Raw genomic sequence first — 14333 nt, 5'->3', positions numbered from 1 at the left:
TTTTTAAATGCTTCAGCTTTTGAACAGCCGCACATCCATATCTTCATGCTGGGCAGCGCCAAGATCGGCTGCAAAAGCGCTTGATGCCAGGCCTTCGATTGTCGCATCCAAAGCGGCCCGCGCTTGTGTCGCGATCTGATCATGCAGCCCAGCCAAAACGCTTTGCCCCGCACTTTGCCCTAAGGGCACAAACCTTACAGCGGCACTGACAAGGTTCGCTGTAAAGCTATGTAAATACAGCGCAATCACAGTTTCAGCATCAACATTCAAAACCCGCGCCGCTTGCCCCACAGCCACAGGCAAAGCGCAAGGCGCAATCTTAGGCCCACCCATCTGCGCCACAGTACGCACAAATGCTGTGCCCTGATCTGAGGTCTCCATCCAGCGTTCGCGGGTGGCAGCCAACGCCTCGGCCAAATCCGCCAAAGCACGCGGATCGCCGCCCGTCAAAGTCATCGCCAAAAGCCAAGCATCCACTTTGCCACCGCCATAAGTCAAAGTGTCAGACAGCCAAGATTTCAAAGTCTCGGCGTCCGTCACCTTTCCCTCAGACATCGCCAATTCCAGCGCGTGCGAATAGGCGAAGGCCCCTAAAGGAAAAGAGGGCGACAACCATTGCGTCAAGCTGAGCAGCCCCAGATTGGCGTCAAGTGTTGTGGGGGGGGGATTTATATCAGTCATGTGAATGCCCGTGAGGAGCATGGCTTTGATCTAACCTGTGGTCCTTGTCGTAATTATGATCGTGCCCGTCGTGATTATGGTCGTGGCTATGATCATGACTGTGAGCTGGCCCATGATCATGCCCCATGGTGCGCCCATGCCCGTAGGCCCCGCCCTCAGGCGTGAATGCCGTGCATATGTCACGCACCTCTGCGCCCAATTGCGTCAACATCGCTTTGATCACCGGATCGCGCTGGATCACCAGCTGATCCGCTGCCAATTCGCACGGCGAATGGCGATTGCCGATGTGCCATGCATAACGCAGCATATCAGGCCCCGTGATCGCCAATAGATCCTCATCAGCGGCCTCAATGCGCACAACGCGACCATCCTCCAACAAGAACCCTTGCCCCGCCATCACCGAAATCGTCTGGGGCAGATCGACGTAAAACGCCTCGCCGCTGACCATCGTCAATTTCTTGCGCCGCAGCAGCCGTTGATCATAGCTCAAGGCCACGCTTTCGCCGCGTTGCGCATGTTGCACGACCTCAAATGATTTCTGTAGGCTCATGCCACTCTCCTTTGTTGAAAATTGACCTGTTGAAATTTGGGTTTTCTTAACCGACTCGCCCCCAAATAGAGATCAAGGAGAAACCACCCATGTCCCAACCAATGTTGCCCGCTGTAGACGAACTGGCAGACCTGCGCCGCACCCTTGCTGGCTTGCGTCAACGCGAACTTGAATTGTGCGACGAAATTCGCGCCAACGCGACTGAAATCGGCGCGACGCGGATCGATGGCACCACAGGCATGGCTATGATCGAGACGCGCCAGCCGATGCGATTGGATATGTCCAAACTGCCCAGCGAGATTTTGAACAATCCAGATATGTTTAGTGCAGTTCCCCAAACCCATGTGTTGCTTTGGCCAAAGGCTGGCGCAGCAATCCGCAACACAGCGCAAGAGACCTCGTTTAAGGACACTGCCCTCCCTGAATCCATGGATGAGCTGCAACAGATGAACACGACTTACATCGACAGCTCTGGTGAAGATCAGCTCATGGTTGCCACTGCACATGCCAGTGTTAAAAGTGACGCGCTGACTTTGTCTGACACTAAAATGACAGATCTTAACCTGTCGATGGACATGAATGCAGACACCAGTGAGCCGGTTCACGATGTCAGTTTTGATGATAGGGATAGCACCGAAGAAAGCGAAGAAAGTATTGAGCCAAGCGACGGCCTGATACCTGATATGGCAGAATCTAATGGCGCGCAGGAGCCCCCAATGTCTGTCGACACGGACCTGTGCTTGAACATCTCTAGCGCGACCTTGATCCATGAAAAATTTGAAACGGGCAACGAAATAAAGGGAACTGAGACTGCCGAAATCACACTCCCTATCTTTGACACAGCAAGCACGGATGCGCGTCTTCCATCGCTGAATATGCCGCCGCTGGACGCCCATGATATTGCCAATGCCGCCGAAGAAGTCGCCCCACCTGCCGATCTGCTGGCCACGCGGCACACGGACCTGCAGCCCTTGGGTGACTTGACTGAAGAAGACCTTGACGCCGCGATTTATGCCGCCGAGCAGGACTTGCCATCTGTCGTTGATCCCGATGCTGTACTCGGGACTGAAGTCCTGCAAGCGGAGTTCGACACGCGGGTCGAAAACCTTGACACCATCAATACCGATGAGCCCGCACCGTTCGTGACTCGCCGCATCATTGGCATGCCGAGCTAAGAGCGCTGCAACCTTACAACGTCCAAACATAAAAGCACTGACAAACGTAGATCCAGAAGGAAACACAGAATGTATCAGACCAATTCCCCCGTCGACGAGCTTGTAACTCTGCGCGCGAAAATCGCTGAACTGCGCGCCCGTGAAACCACGCTTGAAACTCGGTTCATAGAACTGAGGAACCAAGGTCCCTTCACTGGGTTTTCGGGCAGGGTCATGGTGAGCCACGCCGCCCATAAAGTCTTTGATATTTCCAAACTGCCGGAGGCTATTTTGAACGACCCCGCATTTTATGCGCTGCGCCATGTCACCTCGGTGCGTATCGAGCCCCATGAGGATATCAATCAACAGGTTTGGCTTTCTGGGGGGGGCGCAGCTTGCGCGCCCAATTTGATCGAACATAGATAACGCGCGATTGCAATTTGCTGGCCGCAGATGACCAGAATTCAAAAATCGGTCTGTGGGGGCCGCATTTTCATGCTCAGCCCCCTGCATAGCGTTCACAGCGTAAGAGCGTAACATCAAAAAACAAGCCGCTGTCGCGGAGCCACCCCACGATAGGCCGCGCCTATATAATCGGCCAAAAGGGCGGTATCGATTTTGTTCAAATCCACTTGAGACCAGTCGTCTTGTTGCGCCTCAACAACTCCAGCGCGGCAAAACTCCAACAACGCTGCATGTTGCGGTACACCGAGTTTTAGCAGACCAATGCCTTTGCCTCGCAGAATGGCAAAGGCATTGTCCTCATGCGCAAAAGTTTGAACGCCCTCGGCATTAGATTGCATGACGTCTTTATGGGACGCTGCTAAGGCTACAAATATTTTGTCTGGAACGCCCATTAAAACATAAAGTATCGTTGCGCCATCGGAAGTTCAGAGGCAGGTTCACAGGTCAACAGTTCCCCATTGGCGCGCACTTCATAAGTCTCTGGATTGACCTCGATATGCGGTTTTGCGGTGTTCATCACCATGTCGGATTTGCCAATATTGCGGGTATTTTTCACCGCCAATGTCGATTTGGCCAAGCCGTATTTGGACGCAACGTCAGCGGCTTGCGCAGATTCTGAGACAAAAATCACAGCAGAACGTTCCACCGCCCGCCCCATCGCGCCAAACATCGGACGGGTATAGACAGGTTGCGGCGTCGGGATCGAGGCATTCGGATCGCCCATCTGCGCGACAGCAATGGAACCGCCCAGCAAGACCATATCCGGCTTCACCCCAAAGAATGCGGGCGTCCACATCACCAAATCGGCGCGTTTGCCAACGGCGATTGATCCGATTTCAGCGCTCATACCGTGGGCAATGGCGGGGTTGATGGTGTATTTCGAAATATAGCGTTTGACCCGAACGTTATCGTTCTCGCCGGTCTCATCCGACAAACGCCCGCGCTGTTTCTTCATCTTATCAGCGGTTTGCCATGTGCGGATCAGCACTTCGCCAACGCGCCCCATAGCTTGACTGTCCGAGGCAATGATTGAGAACGCGCCCATGTCGTGCAAGATGTCTTCGGCGGCAATCGTTTCCTTGCGGATACGGCTTTCGGCAAAAGCCACGTCTTCGGGTATAGATTTGTCGAGATGGTGACAGACCATCAACATATCGAGATGTTCTTCGAGCGTGTTCACCGTATAGGGCCGCGTCGGGTTTGTGGAGCTTGGGATCACATGCTCTTCGCCCACGACTTTAATGATGTCTGGCGCGTGTCCGCCGCCTGCGCCCTCGGTGTGAAAGGCGTGGATGGTGCGGCCTTTCATAGCCGCCACTGTGTTTTCCACGAAACCGGATTCGTTCAAAGTGTCGGTGTGGATCATCACTTGGACGTCCATATCGTCGGCCACCGACAGGCAGCAATCAATCGCGCCCGGCGTTGTCCCCCAATCCTCGTGCAGTTTCATCGCACAAGCGCCCGCGTCGATCATCTCGACCAAAGCTTGCGGTTGCGACGCGTTGCCTTTGCCCGCCAAACCGATGTTCATCGGCACGCCGTCCAGCGCTTGCATCATGCGCTCGATATGCCACGGACCCGGCGTACAAGTGGTCGCCAAGGTGCCATGGGCAGGACCAGTGCCGCCGCCGAGCATGGTGGTGACGCCAGAATGCAATGCATCGTCAATCTGTTGCGGGCAGATAAAATGGATGTGACTGTCAAAGCCGCCAGCAGTGATGATGCACCCTTCACCTGCCAAAATTTCAGTCCCTGGCCCGATGATGATGTCAACATTGGGCTGGGTGTCGGGGTTTCCGGCTTTGCCGATCCCTGCGATGTGCCCGCCTTTGAGACCGATGTCGGCTTTATAAATACCGGTGGAATCCACGATCAAAGCATTGGTGATCACGGTATCAACGGCACCTTGTGCGCGCGACAATTGCGATTGCCCCATGCCATCGCGGATCACTTTGCCGCCGCCAAACTTGACCTCTTCGCCATAAGGCCCTGTGAGATCGCGCTCGACTTCGATGATCAGATCGGTGTCAGCAAGCCGCAATTTGTCGCCCGTGGTGGGACCAAACATATCGGCGTAAGTGGCGCGGGAAATTTTTGCAGGCATGTGAGAAGTCCCTCTTTAATATTCTTGGTAGGCGAGGCGCATATCTTGGGTGCGTCGCTCGGTGAGCGTGGCCATGCACGCATATTCAATCAACGGACGGATTGAGCCGCCATTATAAAGCTGGCCTTCAGCGATGCAGGCGGCATCACGGTAAGGTATCCACGCACGCTGGGCATCGCGAAGGGCCACATCTGCGCCATTTTCATAATTCTTGGCACGCGCCATAGCCACAGCATAGGCTTCGTTTAAAACCAAATCTGCGGCCTGAAAATCATAATAGGCGCAAGCATTCATATCGAGTTGCGTCATCGCATTGTCGCAATCAAGATCGGTATCTTGTGCGGCAGCGGCACTGACCCACAACAGACCACCAAGCAGCGTTATGGACCAAAGGCCCTTCAAAGCGCGCCTGAAATTTTGGAATTGAATCCGTAAACTTCGCGTTTGCCCGACAGAGGCACAAGGCTCACTTCGCGGGTTTGACCGGGTTCAAATCGCACAGCTGTGCCTGCGGCGATATCCAAACGCTGGCCACGGGCGACCTCGCGATCAAACGACAAAGCCGCGTTGGTTTCAAAGAAATGGTAATGCGAGCCAACTTGGACAGGGCGATCGCCTGTGTTTGACACTTCGAGCGTTGTGACGGGCGCGCCTGCGTTCAGCTCGATCTCGCCTTCTGCGATGAAATATTCTCCGGGGATCATAGCGCGCTCCTATCGAATGGGATGATGGACGGTGACCAATTTGGTGCCGTCTGGGAAAGTGGCTTCGACTTGGACGTCGTGGATCATCTCAGAGATGCCCTCCATGCACATGTCTTTGGTGACGACATGCGCTGCGGTTTCCATCAATTCGGACACCATTTTGCCGTCGCGCGCGCCTTCGACCACGAAATCAGTTATCAAAGCGATGGCTTCGGGGTGGTTGAGTTTAACACCACGTTCCAGCCGTCCGCGCGCCACCATAGCAGCGACTGAAATCAGCAGTTTGTCTTTTTCCCGAGGCGTTAAATTCATGGTCGGTCCTTATACTTGCCACACCCGCGGCAGCGTTGTGCCACGGATTTTTGTCAAAACTTGCGCCACATAGCGACGCAGCGGATAGCCATCTTGGGCCATCGCACGAATGATGAGTTTGCCGTTCCAGCCAGAGACACCTGCGCTCACACCCTGTTGCGACAGTGGTTTTATAACATCGGCCAAAGCTTCGGCACCTTGGTCGAACAGTCCGATGGTCGCAAAAGCGCGCATACCGCCAAGTGTCACGGCACTGTCGCGCCCCGCCAGAATATCCGCATTAATTTCAAAAGGGTCAAGGAATTCAAGACGCCCTGCACGGGTGATTTTGCGCGTGTCTTTTAGGTGCAGCGTTTGAATGGTCTCGCCCATAGCGGCACGGCCCAACACTAAGGATTCCACAAATAGGAACCGCGCGTCACTGGCAATGGTGGCATGGGTCGTGCGCGCCAGACGGGATTTTTCAAACAGGATCGTTTCTTGCGGCAACCATTCCAATGAGGCGCCCTGCCCTGCAATCAGATCGACTTTAACCTCGGCGGCTTTGGACGTCGCAGTTGACGCATAGGCGCGCTCAGCGGTTTGCGAGGTGCCAATCAATGTGGTGTGGTCAAGAGCTTCAAGATGATAATCAAGCCGATCACCGCCAGTGAGCCCGCCAGAAGTGTTCAAAAAGACAACCTCAGGCGTGCCAGTGTGAATTTTCGGCATCATCGCTTTGGCAGAGCCCGATTGATGTAAATCGCGCAAGCCTTGCGGGCCAAAGATCACACGCCCACGCCCACGCACACGCTGCATCACAGGAGCCATTTGTGTCAGCTCTGGTGTGGGCATTTTTTGGGCGGGCGCATCAAGCATCAAAGTCTCCGTTCTGTGCGACGGTAACGCTGTGCGGGGGTCTGCTTCAATGCTTGGCGTGGTGGAATGGCGACACAACGCATCATTTTATGACCATCCGCTCAAAAAATAGGCGGCCTATGTGCGCAGCCGCCACTAGCGCTTTTGCAGGATAAGCGTTATGCGATTTGCATGACCGATACACTCACACTCCGCCGCCCCGATGATTGGCATTTGCACCTGCGCGATGGCGCGATGATGCAAGCCGTCTTGCCCGAAACCGCACGCCACTTTGCGCGCGCCATCATTATGCCGAACCTGATGCCCCCTGTTGTGCGGGGTGCCGATGCTGTCGCTTACCGTGATCGCATCTTGGCCGCCTTACCAGAAGGATCAGATTTCGAGCCGCTGATGACGCTGTATCTGACCGAAGATACAGACGCGGAGGATGTGGCAGCAGCTTATGCCAGCGGATTGGTGAAATCGGTAAAGTTGTACCCTGCGGGAGCGACAACCAATTCCAATTCTGGTGTGCGCAATTTTGACAATGTGCGCCCTGTGCTTGAAAAGATGGCCGAAATTGGCCTGCCGTTGTGTTTGCACGGCGAAGTGACCACGGCCGATGTCGATATTTTTGACCGCGAAGCTGTGTTCATCGACACGGTGCTTGACCCCATTCGGCGCAGCAATCCCGGTCTGAAAGTTGTAATGGAACATATCACCACCAAAGATGGTGTGGATTACGCGCGTTCTGCTGACACAGGGCTGGCCGCGACCATCACCACGCATCACTTGGTGATCAACCGCAACCATATTTTGGTCGGCGGGATCAAACCCCATTACTACTGTCTGCCTGTGGCCAAACGCGAAGAACATCGCCTTGCGCTGGTCGAGGCTGCGACCTCTGGCGATGCGCAATTCTTTCTTGGGACTGATTCCGCGCCGCATCTGGACCACCTCAAAGAAAACGCCTGCGGCTGTGCGGGCTGTTTCACTGCCACCAACACGCTGTCGATTTTGGCCGAAGTGTTTGAGGCAGAGGGCAAGCTGGACAACCTTGAAGGTTTTACCTCGCTCAATGGTCCACGCCACTACGGGCTGCCGGTGAATGAGGGGACGATTACGCTGCGCAAAGGCGCTGCAGTTGAGTACCCCAAACACATTGCCACGCCGGAAGGCCCAGTCACCGTATTTGACCCATTGATGCCGCTGCATTGGTCGGTTGAGGCCTAACAGTTCAAGGCCCACTCGTTTTTAAGATACAAAGGACACTGCCATGATCCCTTCTTCCTTTCCTGACTCGACAGAAATCGCCCGCCTGACGGCCCGCATGTTACTTGAAATCAAAGCAGTCGATTTCAATGCGGCGGAGCCCTTCACATTAGCTTCAGGCCTGCCAAGCCCGACATATGTGGATTGCCGCAAGCTGATTTCATACCCGCGCATTCGCTCGACTTTGATGGATTTTCTATCTGTCACAGTGATGCGGGATGCGGGATTTGAAGCTTTTGACAACATTGCGGGCGGCGAAACTGCGGGCATTCCTTTTGCGGCGATGGTGGCAGAACGTCTTGCTTTGCCAATGACTTACGTGCGCAAAAAACCAAAAGGTTACGGCCGCAATGCACGCATTGAAGGCAAAATGACCGAAGGCGAGCGGGTGTTGTTAGTCGAAGATTTGACCACGGATGGCGGATCGAAACTGTCCTTTGTCGACGCGATCCGCGAAACTGGCGCCACCTGTGGCCACACGGCGGTGATTTTCTACTACGGTATTTTCTCAGAGACAGAAAAAACCTTGGGCGATCACGGCATCCAGTTGCATTCTTTGTGCACATGGTGGGATGTTTTGGCCGAAGCCAAATTGCAAAAATCCTTTGACGCAGAGACCTTGGCCGAGGTTGAGAAATTCCTCAATGCGCCACGCGAATGGCAAGAGGCCAATAAGAAGGCCTAAGGCCCGCGGCTTTTGCAAGCAGACCCAAGTACGATAATTTTTAAACGCTGCCTCAAATCGGGGCGGCGTTTATTTTTTATTGAGCATTAGATCAAGATATAGCGCGAAATGAACGCCGCCCCCTACATTCTGTGGCACGCAAAGTTATCCACAAAACATACCATTTGAACCTGCCCCCCAAGTCTCGTTACAACAGGTGAACCAAGCCCAAATGGGCAGGCCCATGACATAGGGCAAATGACAGGAAGATCACCGGATGAACGACGACATCGCAACGCTCAACGACACGCAAGGCTCTGATGATCCGGGCTATACAGATATGCCTGAAACAGTTGACGCCTTGCCGAGTGTGCCTGAAACAGGCACCGCCGTGGCCGCGCAATCCGGTGCTGTGATTTCATCGTACGACGGCGCACAACCGCACAATACTGAGGCCGAACAGCAATTGCTGGGCGCACTTTTGACCAACAATGATGTCTACGACAAAATCGCCTCGATCATCGCGCCAGAGCATTTTTACGATCCCGTCCACCGCGACATTTACGAGAAAGCCGCCGAACGAATCGCAAAAAATATGCTGGCCTCACCTGTGACGCTTAAAGCCTACATGGAAGACCACAAAGGTCTGCAAGAACTGGGCGGGCCTGCCTATTTGGCGCGTTTGGCGGCTTCTGCGATTTCGACCTACGCTGTGCGCGACTATGCGCAGCTGATCTATGATCTGTTCATTCGTCGCCAGTTGATCGAGCTTGGCAACGAGATCGCAGGATCGGCGGCCAGCGGGCTGGATAGTCGCGAACCGACAGAGCAAATCGTCTCAGCCGAGCAAAAGCTTTATTCCTTGTCCGAACAAGGCAAAGTGGATTCTGGATTTAAATCATTCCTATCCGCCGTGACCCAAGCGGTTCTCAACGCCAACGCAGCCTATGAGCGCGGGGGCGGCATGGCGGGAATTTCGTCAGGTTTGATAGATCTCGACAAAAAGATGGGCGGCTTGCACAAATCCGACCTTATCATTCTGGCGGGACGTCCTTCGATGGGCAAAACCTCACTGGCAACCAACATCGCCTATAACGTGGCCAAAGCCTATAAAAAGGGCATCATGCCCGACGGCAAAGAGGGCGCGATTGAAGGCGGCGTTGTTGGGTTTTACTCGCTCGAGATGAGCGCCGAACAGTTGGCGGCACGTATTTTGGCCGAAGCGGCTGAGATTTCATCGCATAAAATTCGCCAAGGTGACATGGACGAGGACGAGTTTCGCCGCCTGATCGAAGCTGCGAAAACACTTGAGACCTGTCCTTTGTATATCGATGACACGCCAGCCCTGCCAATCTCGCAATTGGCGGCGCGTGCGCGACGTTTGAAACGGACACATGGCTTGGACGTGTTAATCGTCGACTATTTGCAGCTGGTGCGCGGCACGCCGAGCACTCAAGGCAACCGTGTGCAAGAGATAGGCGAGATTTCGATGGGCTTGAAGGCCATCGCCAAGGAACTCAATGTTCCCGTGATCGCCCTGTCCCAGCTGTCGCGGACAGTGGAAAGCCGTGATGACAAACGCCCACAGCTGTCGGATTTGCGCGAATCTGGATCGATCGAGCAAGACGCCGACGTGGTGATGTTTGTGTACCGCGGCGAATATTACAAAGAGCGCGAGAAACCAGACGACCACAACCACGAGGCCATCGCAGCTTGGCAAGAGGAAATGGAACGCCTGCATGCAAAAGCCGAAGTGATTTTGGGCAAACAGCGTCACGGTCCTATCGGGACGATTACGCTGTCATTTACCGCAGAATTCACCCGTTTTGGCAATCTGGCCTATGAGCATCATCTGCCTGGCGCAGAAGAGTACTAAGTTAATCTTGTTTAAGGAGCATTGATCAGCGGTGTTTTTGGGCTTGCGCCCCCCGCCTGAGCTGGTCAAAACACGTTTATGGGCACGTCTACACTACATATCGATCTTGGCGCTTTGGCACGCAACTGGCGGGCATTGGACGCAAAATCTGCAAAAACCGTTGAAACGGCTGCAGTTGTCAAAGCTGACGGCTATGGCATTGGGGCTGGCAAAGCGGCACGTGCTTTGGCCAAAGCGGGTGTGAAAACCTTTTTCGTGGCCGCAACTGAGGAAGGCGTGATCTTGCGCGAAGCCTTGGGGCCGACCCCGCGCATCTGCGTTTTTGGCGGGCACATGTCTGGCGACACGGATATGATTTTGGACATGCAATTGACGCCGATGCTCAATTCTTTGGATCAAATCACACGCCATTTTGAAGCCCTGCCCGATCATGCCTTTGGTGTGCAACTGGACACAGGCATGAACCGTTTGGGCATGGAAGCCAATGAATGGGACGCGGTGCGTGATTTGGTGATGGCCGCCGGTCCGATGTTGATTATGTCGCATTTGGCCTGTGCGGACGCACCAGATCATCCGATGAACGCGCAGCAATTGGCGGAATTTCACAAGATGACCGACGGCTTGAATGCCCCGCGGGCCCTGTCGGCCACGGGCGGTATTTTGCTGGGGCCGGAATATCATTTTGACCTGACCCGTCCGGGCATTGGTCTGTACGGCGGCTTGCCGTTTGAAGACGCAGAACCTGTGGTGCGGGTCGAATGTCCGATCATTCAAATTCGCGATGTCGCCGCGGGCGAAACCGTGGGCTATAGCAATGCGTGGACTGCCGAAGTGCCATCACGGGTGGCGACTGTGTCTGCGGGCTATGCCGATGGGATAACCCGACATATTTCAGGCAAATCCGTGCTGTTTGACGGCGACACCCCCTGCCCGCTTTTGGGGCGTGTGTCGATGGATTTGATCACGGTAGATGTCACCCATTTGGATCACACGCCACGGTCGCTTGATATATTGTGCGCCCATCAAACGGTGGATGATTTGGCTCAGATCGGCGGGACGATTGGCTATGAAGTGCTGACCTCTTTGGGGCGGCGATATAACAGGCGGTATCGCGGATGAGTTTTGGCGTAATCACACGGCCACTCGCTGCCCTTGGGCGCGCAAGCCTTGGGGCTTTGGCGGGACTTGGGCGACTGGTGATCTTTGCGCTGGCCACGTTGCGCCATATGGTAACGCCGCCGTTTTATTCCCGCGAATTCATGTCGGCGCTGTTGAACGTCGGCTATTTGTCTTTGCCCGTCGTAGGCCTGACGGCGTTTTTTACAGGCGGCGCTTTGGCCTTGCAGATTTATTCCGGTGGCGCGCGATTCTCGGCCGAAGCCGTGGTGCCGCAGATCGTGGCCATCGGCATGGTACGCGAGCTTGGGCCTGTTTTGGTGGGATTGATGATCGCGGCGCGCGTGACCGCTTCTGTCGCGGCCGAGATCGCCACGATGAAAGTCACTGAACAGATTGATGCGCTGGTCACCCTGTCGACGCATCCGATGAAATACCTCACCGTGCCACGCGTTTTGGCGGGGCTTTTAACCGTGCCGCTTTTGGTTGGCATTGGCGACATTGTTGGCATATACGGCGGTTGGTTGGTTTCAACCCAATCGCTTGGGTTTAATCCCGCGACCTATATGCAAAACACTGTCAACTTTTTGCAGCCTATTGATGTGGTGTCCTCACTGGCGAAGGGCGCTGTCTTTGGCTTTATCGCAACGCTCATGGGCTGTTATTACGGCATGCAATCGGGCCGCGGCGCGCAAGGCGTTGGTGCTGCGACCAAGTCGTCTGTTGTGGCGGCAGCGGTGTTGATCTTGGCGGCAAACTTCCTTCTGACACAGGCGTTTTTCTCGATATGATAGAGCTTTCAAACGTCCATAAAGCCTTTGGCTCCAAACAGATCCTGCGCGGTGTTGACCTCAAAGTGGCACGCGGCGAAAGCCTTGTGATCATTGGCGGCTCTGGCACCGGTAAATCCGTGACGCTTAAATGCGTATTGGGTCTGATTGTGCCCGATCAAGGTGTGATAAAAGTCGACGGCGAAGACGTGGCACAGACGGGCGACCGTGACGCGTTTTTGTCCAAGTTTGGTATGTTGTTTCAAGGCGGTGCGCTGTTTGATTCCATTCCTGTGTGGCAAAACGTGGCCTTTCGGCTGTTGCGCGGCGCGCTCAAGCGCCCCCGTGCTGAGGCGCGCGAGATCGCGATTGAAAAGCTACGCCGTGTGGGACTGTCCCCTGATGTGGCGGATCAATTCCCAGCAGAACTGTCCGGCGGCATGCAAAAACGTGTAGGGCTTGCCCGCGCGATTGCGGCTGATCCCGAAATTATTTTCTTTGACGAACCAACCACGGGCCTTGATCCGATTATGGCTGGCGTTATCAATGATTTGATCCGTGAAATCGTTGTTGAAATGGGGGCCACTGCTATGACGATCACCCATGATATGACCTCTGTACGCGCGATTTCGGACACTGTGGCGATGCTGCACGGCGGAAAGATTCGCTGGAGCGGGCCTGTGGCCGAAATGGATTCGGGCGATGATCCCTATTTGCAGCAATTTATCACCGGATCGGCACATGGCCCGATTGAGACTTTGCGGTAATCTGGCAACGTTATTTTCAAATGCCGTTTGCACCTTGGGCATTAACGTGACGAACGGGTTAATTTTGCTTCCTGTGGGGACACAATACCCTGATTTCCCCGTAAAATATTGATTTTTGTCGTTATATTGCTTCATCAGTCGGCAACGCATGTGGGGTAACGATGATGACACAAGATCAAACAGCACCAGCTTGGACTGCTGGGCGCAATTTGCGCAACATAGTTCAACTGGCAACTCAGAGCCTTTTGATCGCCCTCACGATGGCGGCCGTCATCGCGACGGCTTTGTCAGTTCTAGAAGTCATCCCATGGCTATCATTGAACTTGATTTCCGCCTCCGGTGCGAGCCTTCATGTTGGGGTATGGGTCCAATCTTTGGGAACGGCTTTTCTGGTCGGACTTTGTGCCTTTTTACCAGGCGTGCATCACATGCAGCGACTGGAACGCTCTCATCGCGATTTCAAACTGTCGATGGATGATGTGGCCAAAGCCTATCAAATCTCGCATGCCGCAGATCGCACTGGCACATTTGCGCTGTCCTCCGAGTTTGAAGACATGCGGGACCGTTTGGACAGAATGCGTCGTCACCCTGACTTGGGCCATTTGGAACCTGAAATTTTGGAATTGGCTGCGCAGATGTCGCACATGACGCGCGACTTGGCCTTGGTCTATTCCGAAACCAAAGTCTCTCGCGCCAAAGAATTCTTACGCCATCGCCAAGAAGAGTTGGACATTTTCAACGAAACCCTTGGCCTTGCATTGACTGTCACGCAGGAATTGCAGCGCTGGCAAAGTGATGTTGAGGCCTCCGAACTTGAGGCCAATCGTCAAATGGATCGTCTTGAGAAAGATCTCAAAGAAATCTTGCCGCAGCTTGGCTATGAGATGGACGAGGATCGCAATGACGAGACTGATCTCGGTGAGGTCAAGTCGGACGACGGAAAAGTAGTGCCCTTATCATCGAGTAGCGCGTCTAAGGCGGCCTCTGCGGCGCTCATTGGGCCTGAAATGCAAAGCAACGGGTTAGAGCGTCCGAACTGAAGCACGCTTGACACAGACGAG

The 14333-nt window shown here is 54.5% G+C and carries 17 protein-coding genes; 9 read left to right on the top strand and 8 right to left on the bottom strand.

Features of this window, described 5'->3' with window-relative positions:
• Positions 1-12: 12 nt before the first annotated feature.
• On the bottom strand, positions 13-681 hold the full coding sequence (locus WNY38_RS06705) for an urease accessory UreF family protein (protein ID WP_342856560.1): 669 nt from the start codon (positions 679-681) through the stop codon (positions 13-15).
• Positions 674-1231: an urease accessory protein UreE gene (locus WNY38_RS06700; protein ID WP_342856559.1), complete on the bottom strand. Its 558-nt coding sequence runs from the start codon at positions 1229-1231 to the stop codon at positions 674-676. Before WNY38_RS06700 ends, WNY38_RS06705 begins: the two co-directional genes overlap by 8 nt.
• Positions 1232-1320: 89 nt before the next feature.
• On the opposite strand from WNY38_RS06700, the gene WNY38_RS06695 reads away from it, so the two are divergent.
• Together WNY38_RS06695 and WNY38_RS06690 are read left to right on the top strand one after the other, a co-directional pair.
• A complete protein-coding gene (locus WNY38_RS06695) occupies positions 1321-2406 on the top strand; it encodes a hypothetical protein (RefSeq protein ID WP_342856558.1) in 1086 nt (361 codons plus the stop codon).
• A gap of 69 nt (positions 2407-2475) precedes the next feature.
• Positions 2476-2811, top strand: coding sequence for a hypothetical protein (locus WNY38_RS06690; RefSeq protein WP_342856557.1), 336 nt, complete (start codon positions 2476-2478; stop codon positions 2809-2811).
• 113 nt (positions 2812-2924) lie between these two features.
• On the opposite strand, the gene WNY38_RS06685 is transcribed toward WNY38_RS06690, so the two are convergent.
• From WNY38_RS06685 to WNY38_RS06660, 6 genes are read right to left on the bottom strand one after another with little or no spacing between them, the layout of a single operon-like run.
• Complete coding sequence (locus WNY38_RS06685; protein WP_342856556.1) at positions 2925-3188, bottom strand: hypothetical protein; 264 nt, start codon at positions 3186-3188, stop codon at positions 2925-2927.
• A gap of 53 nt (positions 3189-3241) precedes the next feature.
• A complete protein-coding gene (ureC, locus tag WNY38_RS06680) occupies positions 3242-4954 on the bottom strand; it encodes an urease subunit alpha (RefSeq protein WP_342856555.1) in 1713 nt (570 codons plus the stop codon).
• A gap of 15 nt (positions 4955-4969) precedes the next feature.
• Positions 4970-5356, bottom strand: a complete 387-nt coding sequence (locus WNY38_RS06675) for a lysozyme inhibitor LprI family protein (protein WP_342856554.1) — start codon at positions 5354-5356, stop codon at positions 4970-4972.
• A complete protein-coding gene (locus tag WNY38_RS06670; protein ID WP_342856553.1) occupies positions 5353-5658 on the bottom strand; it encodes an urease subunit beta in 306 nt (101 codons plus the stop codon). The genes WNY38_RS06675 and WNY38_RS06670 overlap by 4 nt, the downstream gene beginning before the upstream one ends.
• A gap of 9 nt (positions 5659-5667) precedes the next feature.
• Complete coding sequence (locus WNY38_RS06665; protein WP_342856552.1) at positions 5668-5970, bottom strand: urease subunit gamma; 303 nt, start codon at positions 5968-5970, stop codon at positions 5668-5670.
• A 9-nt stretch (positions 5971-5979) separates the two neighbouring features.
• A complete protein-coding gene (locus WNY38_RS06660; protein WP_342856551.1) occupies positions 5980-6828 on the bottom strand; it encodes an urease accessory protein UreD in 849 nt (282 codons plus the stop codon).
• Between the two features lie 171 nt (positions 6829-6999).
• On the opposite strand from WNY38_RS06660, the gene pyrC reads away from it, so the two are divergent.
• From pyrC to WNY38_RS06625, 7 genes are all read left to right on the top strand, one after another.
• On the top strand, positions 7000-8040 hold the full coding sequence (gene pyrC / locus WNY38_RS06655) for a dihydroorotase (RefSeq protein WP_342856550.1): 1041 nt from the start codon (positions 7000-7002) through the stop codon (positions 8038-8040).
• Between the two features lie 43 nt (positions 8041-8083).
• A complete protein-coding gene (locus WNY38_RS06650) occupies positions 8084-8764 on the top strand; it encodes an orotate phosphoribosyltransferase (protein ID WP_342856549.1) in 681 nt (226 codons plus the stop codon).
• Between the two features lie 256 nt (positions 8765-9020).
• On the top strand, positions 9021-10619 hold the full coding sequence (locus tag WNY38_RS06645; protein ID WP_342856548.1) for a replicative DNA helicase: 1599 nt from the start codon (positions 9021-9023) through the stop codon (positions 10617-10619).
• 78 nt (positions 10620-10697) lie between these two features.
• Positions 10698-11738, top strand: a complete 1041-nt coding sequence (gene alr, locus WNY38_RS06640) for an alanine racemase (RefSeq protein WP_342856547.1) — start codon at positions 10698-10700, stop codon at positions 11736-11738.
• Positions 11735-12526 (top strand): ABC transporter permease, encoded by a 792-nt coding sequence (locus WNY38_RS06635; RefSeq protein WP_342856546.1) that lies wholly within the window; start codon positions 11735-11737, stop codon positions 12524-12526. Before alr ends, WNY38_RS06635 begins: the two co-directional genes overlap by 4 nt.
• Positions 12523-13272 carry an ATP-binding cassette domain-containing protein gene (locus WNY38_RS06630; protein WP_342856545.1) on the top strand — a complete coding sequence of 250 codons (750 nt, stop codon included), beginning with the start codon at positions 12523-12525 and terminating at the stop codon, positions 13270-13272. The genes WNY38_RS06635 and WNY38_RS06630 overlap by 4 nt, the downstream gene beginning before the upstream one ends.
• A 161-nt stretch (positions 13273-13433) precedes the next feature.
• Complete coding sequence (locus WNY38_RS06625; RefSeq protein ID WP_342856544.1) at positions 13434-14312, top strand: DNA repair protein; 879 nt, start codon at positions 13434-13436, stop codon at positions 14310-14312.
• The last annotated feature ends 21 nt before the right edge of the window (positions 14313-14333 follow it).

This window comes from Pacificibacter sp. AS14 (genome assembly GCF_038899935.1).
GTDB lineage: Bacteria > Pseudomonadota > Alphaproteobacteria > Rhodobacterales > Rhodobacteraceae > Celeribacter.
The sequence above is the reverse complement of the archived record's forward strand: the minus strand, read 5'-3'. Positions and strand labels throughout refer to the sequence as shown.